The following is a 17,979-nucleotide window of genomic DNA, read 5'->3' on the forward strand; positions in this document are numbered from 1 at the left end:
ACAGAATCATGAAAAAGATATTTATATTATGTATGGTAATTAGTTTTCTGTCCTCATGTGACTTAGACAGAGAACCGTTTAATGCATACACAAAAGACAAAATTGAAGAAGATAAAATCGCAGCCGTAGAAGTTTTATTAAATGGTTGTTACGCACAATTAAAAGGCTGGTCTGATGTTATGCACAGAGTTGGAGAATATCCTGGTGATAACATTATGATTAGAGGAACATCTACAGATGCATTTTATTCTTTTATTTCTTACCAACATATTCCAGACAATGATAGATTATCTGTTTTTTGGAATAACAGTTATAAAATAATCTCACAATCGAGTGATTTAATGAAGATTATGACCGAAGGTGAAAGCCCTGCCGTTGACCAACAACTTGGCGAAGCTTACTATTTAAGAGGTATGGTTTATTTTTATTTATGCCGCGCTTACGGAAGACCTTACGCACAATCGCCTGAAACTAATTTAGGTGTGCCAATTGTAAATGGTGTTCCGGCAGATTTAATTAATCTTAATTTACCGGATAGATCAACGGTAAAAGATACTTATGCACAAGCGATTAGCGACTTGAAAAAAGCAGAATCTTTAATGACTGTTGACAGATCTGCAGCATATGCAACTAAAGAAGCTGCTCAGGCAATGCTTTCAAGAGTATATTTGTATATGAGTGGTACGTATGAAAACCCAAATCAGGAATATGCAACACTATCTATTGAGTACGCTAATAAAGTAATCAATAGCGGAAAGTATAAATTATTGAGCCGTGAAGGTTTTATGAAATCCAATACTTATGCACCAGATTCTGATGAACAAACTGAAACTATTTTTGCTGTTAAACGTGTAGCTTCAGAATTTTCAGGTTACGATCATTATTACGGAATTGGTGGTATGTATGCTAATATTCAAGGTCAAGGATGGGGCGAAATGTACGCTAGTGCAAAATACTTGGATTTATTAAGAAAATCAGGTTTAAAGAAAGATGCTCGTTGGGCTTTTATTGACCCACAATATGATACAGACGATGCAGGAACCAAAACTCCGGCATTCCGTTTCATCTACGACATCAAAAATACTGGTGGTGTGCAAACAGGTTATAACTATATGCAACAGCCGCTTAAAACAAAATCTAATGGTTCTTATTACATCACAATTGGAACTACAGATTATAACTTAACCGCAGTAAATGCAGCCGAAAATCAATATTCAATTGTATATGAAGGAAAAACATATACTGGAGAAAAAGATTACATGATGTTATTAAATCGTGTATATCCAATGTATTACATCACAAAATGTTCATTGCAAAATAATGATTCTCACTTATACTCACCTCCTATTTCAAAATTGGATGAGTTGTATTTAAACATGGCAGAAGCCTACGTTAAAAAAGGAGATTACAACAGCGCTTTAACGAACCTAAACATCATTCGTGAAAGATCAATTGTAGGTGGAAGTTATACATCATTAGACAACACAAATGCCGTACAACGTGTAGACGAAGAACGTCAGTTAGAATTAGCTTTTGAAGCACATAGAGGTTATGACGTTTACAGAAATGGTCAAACGATGACGCGTCGTTATCCTGGTCCACATTTACCAATGATAGACTGGCCAGCTTCAAGCCCAAGAGTCGTACAATATATTCCGCAATCGGAGATTAATGCATATCCTGGAACATTGACACAAAACCCATAATTTTTTAGGTTTTTGTTTTTTGAAGCCTCTCTAATTGTATTGATTAGAGAGGCAATTCAAAAAGAAGAAAAAAACTAACTACAGATAAAATGAAAAACTTATTTTACGTATCGCTCGCTTCATTATTAATGTCTTTTGGTTATCCTATCAATAACGAAAAAAGCACTACAAATGATCCAATAGAAAATCCAAAAACTTCGATTTCCATGCCTCTTGCCGGTAATGCGTACAGTTCTAAACACGTAGAAGAAAGCAATACGATCACAGATAATGGTATCGAAAATTGGACAGATTCCGGAGAGTTTTTTACTGCTTATTTTAAAATTGATAAAGCAGGAACATTCCAAATTACAGTTGAAGAATCTGTACTAGTGGATGGAAAATCAGAAATTGAATTTTCAATTAACAATGAATCCAAAAAAGTAAAATTCGATACCTCAAAAAAAGCAGTAACTATAGGAAGTTGGAAAATCAATAAAGAAGGTTACGTTGCCCTTAAAATAAAAGGAATCAGCAAAACCGGAAAGCAATTTCCTTCTATCAATCGCCTTAGTATTTCGAGCACAGATTACGATCGCAAAATTGCTTATGTTCCAAATAACGAAGGAAACTTTTATCATTGGGGACGTCGCGGGCCATCTGTACACTTAAATTATCAGGTTCCAGAAACGACAAATGCCGAATGGTATTACAACGAAATCACTGTTCCTGTAAATGAAGACAAAATTGGTTCTTATTTTATGGCAAATGGTTTTGGCGAAGGTTACTTTGGAATTCAGGTCAACTCAGCAACAGAGCGAAGAGTTTTATTCTCGGTTTGGAGCCCTTTTACAACAGATGATCCTGCCAGTATTCCTGAAACACACAAAATTAAAATGCTTAAAAAAGGCGAAAATGTTCATACAGGAGAATTCGGAAACGAAGGGTCTGGCGGACAAAGCTATCTAAAATACAATTGGAAAGCCGGAAATACTTATAAGTTTTTACTGCACGGAATTCCACAAAATAACAATAGTACCAATTATACTGCTTATTTTTATGCACCAGAGCTTAAAAAATGGCTTTTAATTGCTAGTTTTAATCGTCCGGAAACCCATACGTATTTAAAAAGATTCCATTCATTTCTAGAGAATTTTATTCCGGAACAAGGCGATTTATCTCGTAAAGTTTTATTCAATAATCAATGGATTTGTGATGATAAAGGAGTTTGGACAGAAATAAATTCAGCTCGTTTTACAACAGATAATACAGGAGCAAAAGAATACCGAATGGATTATGCAGGCGGACTTGACAAAGATTCTTTTTATTTAAAAAACGGAGGATTTTTTAATAACAATACAAAGCCAAAAACAATATTTACAAGACCATTAAACAATAAAAAACCAGAAATAAATTTTAAGAATTTGCCATAAAAAGTACATTTTTAGAACTAAACAACAACACAACAAAAACAATTTTTTCCGATAATCCTATTTTGATTATCATCATTTCAAATCAAATTATTTAAATTATGAGAACTAGTATTTTAAAATTCATGTTAGTCGCTTGTCTTTTGTTTGGATGGACAACTGCCTCGGCTCAAATGATTAAAACCAAAACACCAGCACGTGCAAAAGGACAACAAGATGTTTTGCGTTTAGCAACTGCTCCAATCCCAACAGTTCGTGTAGCATTTATTGGTTTAGGAATGCGTGGACCGGGAGCTGTAGAGCGTATGACGCATATACCGGGTGTAGAAATCGTGGCACTTTGCGATATGACCCAGAAAAACACACAATCGGCAAACGAAATTTTAACAAAAGCTGGACTTCCTAAAGCGCAAGAATTTTTTGGAGATGAAAATGCATGGAAAAAAGTAACTGCATTACCAAATGTCGATTTAGTATACATTGCTACAGATTGGAAACACCATGCATTAATTGGTGTTCAAGCTATGAAAGATGGAAAACACGTTGCTATTGAAGTTCCGGGTGCGATGACAATGAAAGAAATCTGGGATCTTATTGATACATCAGAAAAAACACGTAAACACTGTATGCAACTTGAAAATTGCGTTTATGATTTCTTTGAATTGACTACTTTAAATATGGCGCAACAAGGTTTATTTGGAGAAATTCTTCATGCAGAAGGTTCTTATATTCACGGTCTTCAACCTTTTTGGGGAGAATACTGGAACAACTGGAGAATGGATTACAACATCAAACACCGTGGAGATATCTATGCAACACACGGTATGGGACCAGCTTGTCAGGCTTTAAACATTCACCGTGGCGATAAAATGAATTTCTTGGTTTCTATGGATACTAAAGCCGTTGGAAATCCTGCTTACATCAAAGAAAAATCTGGTCAGGATATTAAAGACTTTAGAAATGGAGATCACACAATGACTATGATTCGTACTGAAAACGGAAAAACAATCCAAATTCAACACGACGTTACTTCGCCTCGCCCATATAGCAGAATGTACCAATTAAGCGGAACAAAAGGTTTTGCAAACAAATATCCGTTAGAAGGTTATGCTTTAGATGGTAAGGAATTAGGAGATGACGTAAAACCAAATCACGAAAAATTAAGCGCACACTCATTCGTTCCTGAAGAAGTTAAAAAAGCTTTGATGGAAAAATACAAACACCCAATTGTAAAAAATATCGAAGAGCAAGCTAAAAAAGTGGGTGGTCACGGCGGAATGGATTTCGTAATGGACTATCGTTTGATTCACTGTTTACAAAAAGGACTTCCGTTAGATATGGATGTTTATGATTTAGCAGAATGGTCTTGTCTAGGTCCATTAACAGAAATCTCACTTGACAACGGTTCTGCGCCGGTAGAAATTCCAGATTTCACTCGTGGAGGCTGGAACAAACTGCAAAAGTTAGAGTTTTCAGAATAAAATTTTATTGGTTAGTTGAAAGAAAGTTAGAGGGCAAGTCATGGTGCCCTCTTGCTTGTTTTATAACAATTCTAAATCAAAATCAAAATGAGAAAAATATACCTTATAATTCTGTTATCAATTTTTACTGTTTCGATTACAAATGCACAACAAAAACAAACTTTCGCCATAAGTGAAGGTAATTTTTTATTGAATGGAAAACCGGTTCAAATACATTCCGGCGAAATGCATTATTCTCGTATTCCACAACCGTATTGGCGTCATCGTTTAAAAATGATGAAAGCAATGGGATTAAATGCCGTTGCGACCTATGTATTTTGGAACTATCATGAAACTGCTCCCGGAGTTTGGGATTTTAAAACCGGAAATAAAAACTTAGCCGAATATATTAAAATAGCGCAGGAAGAAGGTTTATTCGTTATTCTTCGTCCGGGTCCTTATGTTTGTGCCGAGTGGGAATTTGGTGGTTATCCTTGGTTTTTACAAAACGTGCCGAATATGGTTATTCGCGGTAATAACAAGGAATATCTAACGGCTACAAAAGCCTATTTTACTGAACTGTACAATCAGGTTAAAAATTTACAAATTACCAAAGGCGGGCCAATTATTATGGTTCAGGGCGAAAATGAATTTGGTTCTTATGTTGCACAACGTAAAGATGTTTCGTTAGAAGATCATAAAAAATACAGTGCAGCTGTTTTTCAGCAATTAAAAGATGTAGGTTTTGAAGTTCCCTTTTTTACATCAGACGGAAGCTGGCTGTTTGAAGGCGGTGCCTTACCAGGTGCGTTGCCAACTGCAAATGGCGAAAGTGATATTACTAAATTAAAAAATGTAGTCAATCAATACAATAACGGGCAAGGTCCTTATATGGTGGCTGAATTTTATCCGGGTTGGTTAGATCATTGGGCAGAACCATTCCCTACACAAACTCCGGAAGAAACCGTTCGCTTAACACAAAAATATCTGGACAACCAAGTTTCATTCAACTACTACATGGTTCATGGGGGAACTAATTTTGGTTTTACATCCGGCGCAAATTATGACAAAGAGCACGACATTCAACCTGATATGACGTCTTACGATTACGATGCTCCAATTAGCGAAGCAGGTTGGGCAACGCCAAAATACAGTGCGTTAAGAGAAATATTAAAATCAGGTGAAACTCCAGCTGTTCCAGAAAAAATAGCGGTAATCACAATCCCGAAAATTACTTTAACAAAAGTGGTTGATTTAGCCGATTTGAAAGCTAAAATAACGCCCGTTATCAACGACAGTCCTTTGTCGTTTGAACAATTAAATCAAGGGGACGGTTATGTTTGGTACAGCAAAAGATTTACGCAACCTATTAGTGGAAAACTAGAATTAAACGGTTTGCGCGATTATGCAATCGTATATGTTAATGGTAAAAAAGTAGCAGAATTAAATCGTTATTATAAAAAATACGATTGCGAAATAGATGTTCCTTTTAATGCTACTTTAGATATTGTTGTCGAAAATATGGGACGCATTAACTACGGTTCTCAAATCAATGCTAATAACAAAGGAATCATTAGCCCGGTTATTATTAATGGTGAAACAATTACGGGAGACTGGAAAATGTATCAATTGCCAATGACTACAGAACCCAATTTAGAAGCTTATAAAAACTCTGGAAAAATAAACCGTCCAACTTTATATCAAGGAACTTTTGATCTTAAGAAAACTGGAGATACTTTTCTGGACATGCGCGATTTTGGTAAAGGTATCGTTTTTATAAACGGAATCAATATTGGTCGTTACTGGAGTGTTGGTCCACAACAAACTTTATATTTACCAGGTTGTTGGCTTAAAAAAGGTAAAAACAACATTGTGATTTTTGAGCAAAAAAATGAAACAATTCAAAAAGAACTAAAATCTATTGCTACTCCAATTTTAGAAGATCTAAGACCTGAGAAAGGTTTATAAATTAAAAACTAAATCTGCTAAATCTGTAGAATCTGCGAGAGAATTTTTTAGCCACAGATTAAAAGGATTAAAAATATTTCACGCAGATTTTGCTGATTTAAGCCGATAAACGTCAAAACTAATTGTAAGCTTTTACAAAGCAAAATTAATTTCGAAAAAACACAAAACCGCAAAGTTTTGTCATTTCGACGAAGGAGAAATCTTCGCAAGTAACTCCGCAAAAAAATCTAATCTTTGTCGAGCTTCTCATGAAGATTTCTCCTTCGTCGAAATGACAATATTATGTTTAATCTGTGCGCCTAAAAACAAAAAAACCATTCACTTACATGAATGGTTTTTTCGTTAAATATAAATTCTAAAAATTACTTCCAGTTAAAAGTAATTTTCTTTTCAATTTCTGAACTTAAACTCAAAAATACCGGGCAAGTCATACCTGCGCGTTCAAGAATCGTTCTGCTTTTTTCTTCTTCAACACCTTGCATATCAAAAACAATTTCAATTGCACCAATTCTTCTTGGTTCAGCATTCATTATTTTAGTTACTTCGGCTGTTGAACCTGTAAAATCAACGTTCAAATCGCGTGCTTTGATTCCCATAATAGTCATCATACAACTCGCTAAAGCATTTGCAACTGTATCTGTTGGAGAAAAAGCTTCTCCTTTTCCGTTATTATCTACCGGTGCATCAGAGATAATTTCACTACCTGATTGCACATGAATTGATTTTGTTCTTAAATCGCCTAAATAGGTTACTTTTGATGTCATTAGTTTGCTACTTTTAAAGTTAAATCACTGTCGTAATATAAAATGTAAACACCTTTGTTTGCGTGTCCACCATCTTCTTTTTTATAAAATTGAAATTTATTGTCAACTTGTTCCGTTGTCATTAAATCTGCTGTTTCCTGATATGTTTTTCCCTGTACCAAACGCATCATAGTATCAAAAGTTACATCAAAACCGCGTGTTGCATAAGTATTAGGATTTACTTTATTCTTCAATCTATATTCTTTTTCAAAAACTAAAACAGCAGGTTCGTCACTTTCGCGAGTTACTGACGGATACATTAATTTTAGTTTAACCAAATTGTCAAAATTAATTTCATCAGTATCAAGCGTACTGTTTGGTTCTAAAATAACCAACTGCACCTGACACGTTTTTTGAGCATCGATTAAAGCTTTTATAGTTGCTTTTACCATAGCCGTATTTCCTGTTTCCATTACCACATAATTCATTCTACCAGGCAATAACAAACTTTTTAAACTAGCAACGTCTAAACCTCCAGTTTCTGTCAAACCAGCAAAAACAACTCCCTTTTGATTTTGTTTGATATAGCTAATTACAGATTCCTTCTTTTTATCAACAACGGCAACAATATTTCCGTTTTTTGAACGCATAAAATCAAAAACTGCATTTCGAACCACATCATTTGATGGAATTGTCTGGTACAAATTATCAATTGGGTTTGCTTTATCCTTAGACAAAGGCGAAATCACAGGAACATTGTATAAACGCAATGTATTTGCCGTAGATTCGGCATTACTTTGATAAAATGGTCCAATAACAGCACTTGCGTCCTGCAATTTATTTTGCGCGATTAAAGTCGAAATATTCGAACTGTTTTTTGTTTCCTGAGAATCGTAAATCGCCACATCAATTGGCAATTTTAATGTTTTGGCAGAGTCGATTGCCATCATTGCTCCAGAATAAAAATCAAGTGTCATATTCAAAAACTTATCACTTTTAATTCGGTTAGCAGTGCTTGTTGTATCATTTTGCATTTTCGCCAAATTAAAAGGCAAAAGTAAAACTAATTTCTTACGCTCATTTTGTCCTCTTTTCTTAGTCAACTCAACAATTTCAGGATTAGCCGAAACCGTTTCAGATTTTACTTTATCTACGATTTGTATTCCGCCGGTATTTGCATTTTCAACTGCTTTTTCAACAGGTTGTTGTTGCGCAATAATAGGCGCTGGAGCTAAATATCCAGCAGGAACTTTTAAAACCATTCCTTCCTTTACACCTTCTGAAAGAGCAGGATTTAAAGCCGTTAATTCTTCTTGACTTATATGAAAAGTTCTACCTAAACTATAAAAAGTTTCTTTTGGTTTTACCTGATATTCCATATAAGAAACCGCTTTTTTAGGAGTTTCAGTTGCTTTTTTAGTCTCAGCGGGTTTTGCCGTATTAGTTACGGGTGCTGCCGAAGTTTCGGTTTTTGGAGCCGTTCCTTTTATTGTCAAACGATATCCTATTGGTAAATTTGAAACAATTTCAGGATTACGCTTTTCTAAATCTTCAATCGTAGTATTGTATTTTTTAGCAATAGAAAATTTAGTTTCTTTTGCAATAACATCATGATAAACATACTTTTCTTTTGCTTTTTCACTAACTACTTTATTAGCTACAGGAGTTTTTACTGATGCTCCTTTTGCCGGAATAACCAATTTTTGTCCAATTTGAACACCATCTTTTACCAAAAAAGGATTTGCAGCTTTTAAAGCTTCGTCAGAAATACCATATTTTTTTTCGATACTATAAAATGTTTCTTTTGGTTGTACCTCATGAACAATTTCTTTAGAACTATTCGTCACTTTTGCTACAACTGTCTCTGTTTTAGCTGCCGCTTTTGTACCATTTGTTGGAATCAATAAAACCGTATTTGGTTTTACACCATTTCTAGCATCCGGATTTAAGGTATAAATATCATAAGGCGTAACCTTAAATTTTACAGCAATTTGATTAATAGTTTCTCCACTTGAAACCGTGTATTTCACCACTTTTTCTTGCGAAAATGCAGAACTGGTTACAAAAAAAACTAATGATAATAATGTTAAATAATATTTCATAATAAGGCTTAAAACAATTTAATTTCTATTTCAAAACAAGTTAGTAATTTCTCTCTAAATCAAGATTCTTGCCACTTGTTATTTTAGTGGTAAATATTCTCTCAGATCAATTTCTATCTTAGCAATAATAATGTCTTTATATAACTCATCTTCTTCCTTTTTCTTGCATTGACACAAAACTTCTTTCCTGTTTTGGTACTTATCTGAGTAAACATAGTGCGAAAGACTGCTGCTATTAAAGACAAAATTAGCGTTAAAATCGCCAGAATCAATGTGTTTGATAATGAACTTATTTCTTACTGTTGCGTCTGTAAATATACCTAAAACTAAGTAATAGCCGTTTGAAACTTCTCTAAGATTATCACAAACTTCAACCTTTACCGTTTTACCCTCTCTGAGAGGGTTTTCCATCAATTCAAACTTCATTTCTTCGAACGAAATTATCTTCGAAACTTTCACAAAAATAAAAATGCCCATATCAAAAATATGGGCATTTTTATTAAATATTTAAATGAGAATCAAAATTATTCCCACTCAATTGTTGCTGGTGGTTTTGAACTGATATCGTAAACTACACGATTCACACCTTTTACTTTATTTATAATGTCATTTGACACTTTCATCAAGAAATCGTATGGTAAATGAACCCAGTCAGCAGTCATACCATCTGTTGATTCTACAGCTCTAAGCGCCACTACTTTTTCGTAAGTACGCTCATCTCCCATTACACCAACACTGTTTACAGGAAGCAAAATTGCTCCAGCCTGCCAAACTTTGTCGTATAATCCCCAAGATTTTAATCCGTCGATGAAAACAGCGTCAACATCTTGCAAGATTTGTACTTTCTCCGGAGTAATATCTCCTAAAATTCTAATTGATAATCCTGGTCCCGGGAAAGGGTGTCTTCCTAATAACTCAGGATCTATGCCTAAAGTAGCTCCAACTCTACGAACTTCGTCTTTAAACAACATTCTAAGTGGTTCTACAATTTTTAATTTCATATAATCTGGCAATCCACCTACATTATGGTGTGATTTAATTGTTGCCGATGGTCCTTTTACCGAAACTGATTCGATTACGTCAGGATAAATAGTTCCTTGTGCCAACCATTTTACATCTTCGATTAGGTGCGATTCATCATCAAAAACTTCGATAAATACGCGACCAATTGTTTTACGCTTAGTTTCAGGATCGCTGATTCCAGCTAATTCTGATAAAAAACGATCTCCTGCATCTACTCCTTTTACGTTTAATCCCATTCCTTTATATTGATCTAATACATTTTGGAATTCGTTTTTACGAAGTAAACCGTTATTTACAAAAATACAGTATAAGTTTTTGCCAATTGCCTGGTGCAATAAAACTGCTGCTACAGTAGAATCTACTCCACCTGACAATCCTAAAACTACTTTATCGTTTCCTAATTTCTCTTTTAATTCTCCCACCATTTCTTCTACGAAAGCATTTGGTGTAAAGTTTTGAGGAACTTCGGCAATGTCTACTAAAAAGTTTTTCAGCATTTTTGATCCATCTGTAGAGTGAAAAACTTCTGGATGATATTGAATAGCGTAAGTTGTTTCGCCTTCAATTTTATAAGCAGCATATTCTACATCATGCGTGCTTGCCAATTTTACAGCATTTGTTGGTAAAGCCTTGATACTATCGCTATGACTCATCCAAACCTGACTGTTTTCTGAAACTCCATTAAAGAAAGTTTCACCTTCTTTAATATATGATAAATTAGCTCTACCATATTCTCTGGTATTCGAAGCTGCTACTTCACCTCCACTAAAATGAGCTAAATATTGTGCTCCGTAACAAACTGCCAACATTGGAAGCTTGCCTCGAATTTGAGATAAATCAGGATGTGGAGCGTCTTCTGCACGAACAGAAAAAGGGCTTCCTCCTAAAATTACTGCTTTATAAGGTGATAAATCACTAGGAAAGTGATTGTATGGGAAAATTTCGCAGAATATATTTAATTCGCGAACTCTACGCGCAATAAGCTGAGTATATTGCGATCCGAAATCTAAAATAAGTACGTTGTGTTGCATGCGCAAAAATACTTTTTATATTCGAATTTGAAAAATCGTAACGTTGAAAATTTTTTTTTTTTTCAACGTTACGATTTTTAGGTGCAAAGGTTCAGAGGTACAAAGTTTTTAAAATCTTTAAATACAGTTTTTTTTCTTTGAACCTCTGAACCTTTGTAACTTTGATCCTCAAAAAAGAAAATCCAAATCCATAAAAAATTCGTACCTGTAGAAAAAAACCGTATTTATGAAATCAAAATTTATTGCAATTGCCCTTTTGTTATCCTTATCACTAACCTCTTGTAGTGCTGTTGATGATTTATTGAGTTTTACTATCTCTAATGAGACATCGATAAAAATAAAAAGTACATCACCAATCAATTTGCCATCAGAAATAATTACTCCGGATGTTACAACCAATTCATCGGCAGAATTTCAAAACAATAAAACCAAGGCAAGTTTGGTAAAAGATGTAAAATTGAGATCTTTAAAATTATCGATTAGTGATCCTGCAGACAAAACGTTTACTTTTTTAAAATCAGTTCATTTATATATATCTACAACCGATTCTGACGAATTAGAATTGGCGTATCAAGACAATGTAAACGCAACAACAAATGAGATTGATTTAATTTGTACAGATAAAAAACTAGATCAATACATAAAGGCCGATAAGTATAAAATTAGAACTAAAGTTACTTTAAAAGAAACGCTTACCAAAGATGTAACCGTAAAAGCAGATATGAAGTTTAGAGTAACTGCGGATCCTTTCTAAAAAAGTTACAAAGTAACAAAGCGACAAAGGTTCAGAGGGAAAAGTATTAAAACTTTGTTCCTCTGAACCTTTGTCGCTTTGAATCTCTAAGAATTACTCCTTTGTAACAATAATAGATGCCTTAAATCCAGCGGCAAGATTATCCCAATAGTCATTGGTTACTAATTGTCCTTTATCATCGTAAACCTGAATTTCGGCAGTATTTCCACCTAAGGTTCCGATATTTAGAGCTTCAAAATCTAGTTTATTAAAACCATCTACCAACACAATTTTGACATCTTTAAAATTAGCCTCTAAAAACAGTTGGTCTCTTATTACTTTATCATTTGAAGATACTTTTACTAAATCGCCGTCAATTGCACCAAAATCACGGAATTTGACAATAAAGTATTGCGATTTTGTTCTAAAATCTCCTAATGAAATATTTCTTTTTACTAAAGTTCCACGTCCTTCTTTTAAGCCTGCATCTTTTAGAGCTTTATTTAAATCTTTTTCCATTTTAGGCACAAAACGATCACCAGGATTAGCAAAATCTGTTTCTGTAGACATGGTAAATTTGCTTTTCTCAACGCCAATTTGCAATTGAGACTTTGGGGTAATTGTCGTATTATCAAAAACATTAGGCGTTTTAATACTCGGAATATCTAAGTTATCTGCTTGTGGATCTTTTACTTCCGGAATAGGTGTCTTTTTGGGTTTTGCACCAAATTTTGGAGCTGCAATGGGCTTGAATTTTGTACCAAATTCAGTCTGTGCTGATACTGTGACAGCAGTAAAAAATAATATGAAAAATAAAATTTGCTTCATTGAAAAAATATTATCGAATGGGCTTTTATAACTTTTATAAAATCAGAGTATAGCATCACAAAAATAGCATAATTTAGTTAGGCGCTACAACTTTAAGACTATTATAACAATATATTAGGCTAATTTTTGGAATCAAAAAACCTGCCAAAAATACGATCTGAAAATTTAAAAGAAGTAATCTCTTAAAAAAAACGGAAAACTCAAAACGAGAGATTTATCTTAAAAAAGCTGACATCATTTTGATAATTAATAAGTTATTCCTAACTTCAATATTTTAATTTACCTTTATTAAAAAATACAAGCAAATGGACTACATTGACTATTATAAAGTATTAGAAATTACGAAATCGGCAACGGAGGCCGAAATCAAAAAAGCTTATCGAAAATTAGCTCGAAAGTATCATCCTGATTTGAATCCGAATGACAAAGAAGCCGAGAAAAAATTCAAAGAAATAAACGAAGCCAACGAAGTTTTAAGCAATCCTGAAAATCGTAAAAAATATGATAAATACGGGAAAGACTGGAAACATGCTGATGAGTTCGAAAAAGCTGGTTATGACCCAAATCAGCAACAATACTCCAGACAACAGCAAGGAGGTCAAAGTTATTCTGATTTTGGAGGAGATTTTTCTGGAAGTGATTTTTCTGATTTCTTTAATTCGATGTATGGTTCTGCCGGAAGAAGTTCAAGAGGAAAAGCCAAATACAGAGGACAAGATTTTAATGCTGAATTGCAATTAGACCTTAAATCAGCCTACACGACCCACAAGCAAAACCTGAGCGTAAACGGTAAGAATATCAGAATCACGATTCCTGCCGGTGTAGAAAATGGTCAGATTATAAAAATTCCAAATCATGGTGCGCCTGGTGCAAATGGAGGTCCAAATGGCGATTTGTACATCACATTTATAGTCGATAATGATCCTGATTTTAAACGTGAAGGCAATAATTTATATGCCGATGTCGATTTGGATTTGTATACTGCTATTTTGGGCGGAGAGATTTATGTAAATACTTTTGATGGAAAAGTAAAAATAAAAGTCGCACCCGAAACTCAACCCGGAACGAAAGTAAAGCTAAAAGGAAAAGGATTTCCGGTATACAAAAAAGAGAATCAATTTGGTGATTTGTATATCACATATACATTAAAAATTCCGACTAAATTATCCCCAAAAGAAAAAGAATTATTTGAAGAATTAGCTAAATTAAGAAAACATGAATAGTAACGACTTAATTCAAATAAAACAGTTTTGTTTGTATCACGAAATTGACAATTCGTTTATAACACAATTGCATAATTATGGTTTGGTAAAAATTGTAATTCTCGAAGAAGATGAATATTTTCAACCGGAACAATTACCTGCTGTCGAAAAAATGATTCGCTTACATTATGATCTCAAAATCAATTTTGAAGGCATTGATGTTATCGCAAATCTATTAACTAAGATCGAAGCATTACAACAAAATCTGACGACAACCCAAAACAAACTAAGACTTTACGAACAGTTTCAAATTAAATAAAAGCAGAGTATTTTTTCGCCACAGATTTCACAGATTAAAATGATTTATGCTGCAATTATTTGCCAGGAATTTTACAATTTTACGTGAATCAAAATGGTGGATATTGGTATAATTGCTTCGCATGTTCGCTATCGCTCGGGTCGTAGCAAAAAGCACTTCAAATAAAATCATTTTAATCTGTGAAATCTGTGGCAAAAGAGAAAAACATCCTTATTAGATACTCAAAATATCACAAAAAAGAAAGATTTACAAAGTGATTTCAAACTAATTACATCCTTTTTCATTTCCATATTTTATAAATTGCAGCGAAATTAACGAACCCGAATTTGTTTTTAACAATGTAAAAACAATTCAAAAAAACATATAAAATGAAAAGAGAAAACATCTTAACAGGATCACCTTGGGAGGACAAAATGGGATATTGCCGTGCAGTAAGAATTGGCAATATTATCGAAGTTTCTGGAACTGTAGCTATTGTTGATGGAGAAAAAGTAAAAGCCGATGACGCTTATGCTCAAACTTATAATATATTAGAACGCGTTGAAAAAGTTTTAGAAGATTTGAATGTAGGAATGAAAGATGTTATTAGAACGCGCATTTTCACTACTAATATTTCGACTTTTGAAGAAGTAGCAAGAGCACACTCAGCATTTTTTAAAGATGTAAAACCTACAACTGGATTTTACGAAATCAGCAAATTAGTTGCTCCCGAATATTTAGTTGAAATTGAATTTACGGCTGTTGTACAATAATTTTTCAGCCACAAATTCACAAATTATTTTTTAGCCACAGATTTAAGGAATTAAAAAAGATTATTTTTGTTTAAATCTTTAAAATTAAAACTCGTTTTTATTCGTGAATTCGTGGCTAAAAAATTAAGTTAATTAATGGCTTTTCAAAACCTAAAACAAATACTACTCACTATTTTCAAATGGATTGTCATTTGTATTTCAATAGGTATTTTATCCGGATCTGCTTCCGCATTTTTCTTAGTTTCTTTAGAGTGGGTTACGCAATTTAGAATTCACCACGACTGGATTATCTGGCTTTTGCCTTTTGGCGGATTATTAGTTGGATTGAGTTATTATTATTGGGGCGAATCTGTTGTAAAAGGCAATAATTTACTACTCGAAGAATACGAAAAACCCAAGAAAGTTATTCCATTTAAAATGGCTCCTTTAGTACTTTTAGGAACCTTACTTACTCATTTATTTGGAGGTTCTGCCGGTCGCGAAGGCACAGCGGTACAAATGGGTGGCGCAATTGCCGATCAGTTCACTAAACTTTTCAATTTAGACAATTCCGAACGCAAAATATTAATTATTCTAGGAATTAGTGCTGGTTTTGCATCGGTTTTTGGAACTCCCTTGGCAGGCGCTATTTTTGCTCTTGAAGTTTTATATTTTAGTAAAATAAAACTTAAAAGCATTATTTTATCTTTTGTAGTCGCTTATACTGCTTATTTTACTGTAGAATTTTGGCAAATAAAACATACACATTATAGCATTCCTGTTGTTCCCGAAGTTAGTTTTAGTAGTTTATTTTACACTATATTTTTAGGTCTTTTATCTGGTTTGGCTGCTTTATTATTTGCAAGAAGCACCCATTTTTGGAGTTCTCTTTTTTCGAATATTAAATATCCTCCATTACGACCTTTTATTGGAGGAATCATTTTAGCTATTGCATTTGCTGGTTTTGGATTCACACAATTTTCTGGTCTTGGTGTTCCTTTTATTGTTGACTCCTTTAATCACCCAAATGCATGGTATGATTTTCTTCTTAAAATTCTCTTTACTGGATTTACTTTAGGTGCCGGTTTTAAAGGAGGTGAAGTAACACCGTTGTTTTTTATTGGAGCAGCTTTGGGTAGTGCGTTATTTCTCATAATTCCGTTGCCAATTGCTTTTTTAGCAGGTTTAGGTTTTGTCGCAGTATTCTCTGGTGCCACCCACACTCCTATCGCTTGTACAGTTATGGGAATGGAACTTTTTGGAATCCAACCCGGAATTTTCATTGCTATTGCCTGCACAATTGCATACTTTTCGTCTGGTTCTGTTGGAATTTACAAATCACAAATTGTAAAAGGAGCTAAATATAAATTGTATCAAAAGTGGCTTTAATTTAGTTTTTAGTCACAGTCAACAGTCTCACTTTTCACCAAAACTTCAAATTGATTGCTTCTAAAGAACTTAAACGTACCGACATAAAAAATCCGTTTAAATCTGTATGTTCGCACTAGCGAATCCGTTTTATCTGTACATGTTTTTTTTATTTTCAAAATCAATACAATTTCAAATACTAAAAACCACAACTAAGAACTGTGACTGTGATTGAAAACTGTAAACTGTGACTAAAAACTCAGACTGCGACTGCGAACTTATAAAAGTGTGTTAATCTGTAAAATGATTTCAACATTACATTAAAAAAATGTAAATTCGCACACTATGAAAATACAAGATATTCAAGCGATACAATTATTACTCGCTACCCCAAAAAAAATTGCCATTATCCCACATAGAGGCCCTGATGGCGATGCTATGGGCTCAACCTTAGCTTTATACCACTTTTTATTAAAAAACAATCACCAGCCAACTGTGATTGCACCAAACGATTTTCCTGATTTCTTAGCTTGGCTTCCAGGTTCTGAAACCGTAAAAATATTTGAAAAAGACACTGAAAATTGCACCAAGATCTTACAAGAAGCAGAGTTAATTTTCACACTCGATTTTAATGCTTTTCATCGTACTGGCGAAATGGAACATACGCTAGCCAAACTAACTGCTCCATTTATCATGATTGATCATCATCAAAAACCGGATGATTATGCAGCTTATATGTACTCAGATACTTCATTTGGATCTACTTGCGAAATGGTCTATAATTTTATTTCATTTTTAGACAAAAAAGAAGATTTAGATAAAACAATTGCAACTTGCATTTATACTGGAATTTTAACGGATTCGGGGTCGTTTCGTTTTCCGGGAACCACAGGAAATACGCATCGAATTATTGCCGAATTAATTGATCTAGGTGTTGAAAATACTCAAATTCCTGTTTTATTATTTGATAACAGCTCTTATAGCCGTTTACAATTATTAGGTCGCGCTTTACAGAATTTAAAAATTCTTGAAGCACACAAAACATCTTACACTTCACTTACGCAAGATGAGTTGGATTCTTTTAATTATGTAAAAGGTGATACTGAAGGAATTGTTAATTATGGCCTAAGCATAAAAGGTATTGTTTTTACTGCTATTTTTATCGAAAATAAAGACGAGAAAATCATTAAAATATCGTTCCGTTCGCAAGGCGGATTTGACGTAAATCAGTTTGCTAGAGATCACTTTAACGGTGGTGGACATAGTAATGCAGCTGGCGGACGATCTGATGTTTCGATGGAAGAAACCTTGAAAAAATTTGAAGATTTAGTCACTAAACTAAAAATATAATTCAAT

The 17,979-nt window shown here is 33.8% G+C and carries 15 protein-coding genes; 10 read left to right on the forward strand and 5 right to left on the reverse strand.

Features of this window, described 5'->3' with window-relative positions:
* Positions 1-8 precede the first annotated feature (8 nt).
* The 4 genes from IW18_RS17665 to IW18_RS17680 all read left to right on the forward strand — a co-directional run bounded on the left by IW18_RS17665 (position 9) and on the right by IW18_RS17680 (position 6,543).
* Positions 9-1,706 carry a RagB/SusD family nutrient uptake outer membrane protein gene (locus IW18_RS17665; RefSeq protein ID WP_041519325.1) on the forward strand — a complete coding sequence of 566 codons (1,698 nt, stop codon included), beginning with the start codon at positions 9-11 and terminating at the stop codon, positions 1,704-1,706.
* A gap of 89 nt (positions 1,707-1,795) precedes the next feature.
* On the forward strand, positions 1,796-3,118 hold the full coding sequence (locus IW18_RS17670; RefSeq protein ID WP_041519326.1) for a DUF3472 domain-containing protein: 1,323 nt from the start codon (positions 1,796-1,798) through the stop codon (positions 3,116-3,118).
* A gap of 122 nt (positions 3,119-3,240) precedes the next feature.
* A complete protein-coding gene (locus IW18_RS17675; RefSeq protein ID WP_394331634.1) occupies positions 3,241-4,596 on the forward strand; it encodes a Gfo/Idh/MocA family protein in 1,356 nt (451 codons plus the stop codon).
* An 87-nt stretch (positions 4,597-4,683) separates the two neighbouring features.
* On the forward strand, positions 4,684-6,543 hold the full coding sequence (locus IW18_RS17680; protein WP_041519328.1) for a glycoside hydrolase family 35 protein: 1,860 nt from the start codon (positions 4,684-4,686) through the stop codon (positions 6,541-6,543).
* Between the two features lie 362 nt (positions 6,544-6,905).
* On the opposite strand, the gene IW18_RS17685 is transcribed toward IW18_RS17680, so the two are convergent.
* The 4 genes from IW18_RS17685 to guaA form a co-directional block, all read right to left on the reverse strand.
* On the reverse strand, positions 6,906-7,307 hold the full coding sequence (locus IW18_RS17685) for an OsmC family protein (RefSeq protein WP_041519330.1): 402 nt from the start codon (positions 7,305-7,307) through the stop codon (positions 6,906-6,908).
* Complete coding sequence (locus IW18_RS17690) at positions 7,307-9,388, reverse strand: PBP1 and LysM peptidoglycan-binding domain-containing protein (protein WP_041519332.1); 2,082 nt, start codon at positions 9,386-9,388, stop codon at positions 7,307-7,309. Before IW18_RS17690 ends, IW18_RS17685 begins: the two co-directional genes overlap by 1 nt.
* 78 nt (positions 9,389-9,466) lie before the next feature.
* Positions 9,467-9,799, reverse strand: a complete 333-nt coding sequence (locus tag IW18_RS17695; protein ID WP_240475578.1) for a hypothetical protein — start codon at positions 9,797-9,799, stop codon at positions 9,467-9,469.
* A gap of 113 nt (positions 9,800-9,912) precedes the next feature.
* Complete coding sequence (gene guaA / locus IW18_RS17700) at positions 9,913-11,442, reverse strand: glutamine-hydrolyzing GMP synthase (protein WP_041519335.1); 1,530 nt, start codon at positions 11,440-11,442, stop codon at positions 9,913-9,915.
* A gap of 226 nt (positions 11,443-11,668) precedes the next feature.
* On the opposite strand from guaA, the gene IW18_RS17705 reads away from it, so the two are divergent.
* Positions 11,669-12,196, forward strand: a complete 528-nt coding sequence (locus IW18_RS17705) for a hypothetical protein (protein ID WP_041519337.1) — start codon at positions 11,669-11,671, stop codon at positions 12,194-12,196.
* A gap of 93 nt (positions 12,197-12,289) precedes the next feature.
* Here IW18_RS17705 and IW18_RS17710 read toward each other — a convergent pair whose 3' ends face one another.
* Entirely contained in the window at positions 12,290-13,003 is a 714-nt protein-coding gene (locus IW18_RS17710) for a hypothetical protein (protein WP_041519339.1), read from the reverse strand.
* A gap of 305 nt (positions 13,004-13,308) precedes the next feature.
* Here IW18_RS17710 and IW18_RS17715 point away from each other — a divergent pair, with 305 nt between their 5' ends.
* From IW18_RS17715 to IW18_RS17735, 5 genes are all read left to right on the forward strand, one after another.
* On the forward strand, positions 13,309-14,226 hold the full coding sequence (locus IW18_RS17715; RefSeq protein WP_041519341.1) for a DnaJ C-terminal domain-containing protein: 918 nt from the start codon (positions 13,309-13,311) through the stop codon (positions 14,224-14,226).
* Complete coding sequence (locus IW18_RS17720) at positions 14,219-14,524, forward strand: chaperone modulator CbpM (RefSeq protein WP_041519342.1); 306 nt, start codon at positions 14,219-14,221, stop codon at positions 14,522-14,524. The genes IW18_RS17715 and IW18_RS17720 overlap by 8 nt, the downstream gene beginning before the upstream one ends.
* Before the next feature lie 368 nt (positions 14,525-14,892).
* Complete coding sequence (locus IW18_RS17725; RefSeq protein WP_041519343.1) at positions 14,893-15,276, forward strand: RidA family protein; 384 nt, start codon at positions 14,893-14,895, stop codon at positions 15,274-15,276.
* Between the two features lie 135 nt (positions 15,277-15,411).
* Positions 15,412-16,644 (forward strand): chloride channel protein, encoded by a 1,233-nt coding sequence (locus IW18_RS17730; protein WP_041519344.1) that lies wholly within the window; start codon positions 15,412-15,414, stop codon positions 16,642-16,644.
* Between the two features lie 324 nt (positions 16,645-16,968).
* Complete coding sequence (locus IW18_RS17735; RefSeq protein WP_041519345.1) at positions 16,969-17,973, forward strand: DHH family phosphoesterase; 1,005 nt, start codon at positions 16,969-16,971, stop codon at positions 17,971-17,973.
* Positions 17,974-17,979: the final 6 nt, after the last annotated feature.

The sequence above is a fragment of the Flavobacterium hibernum genome (assembly GCF_000832125.1).
Classification (GTDB): Bacteria; Bacteroidota; Bacteroidia; order Flavobacteriales; family Flavobacteriaceae; genus Flavobacterium; species Flavobacterium hibernum.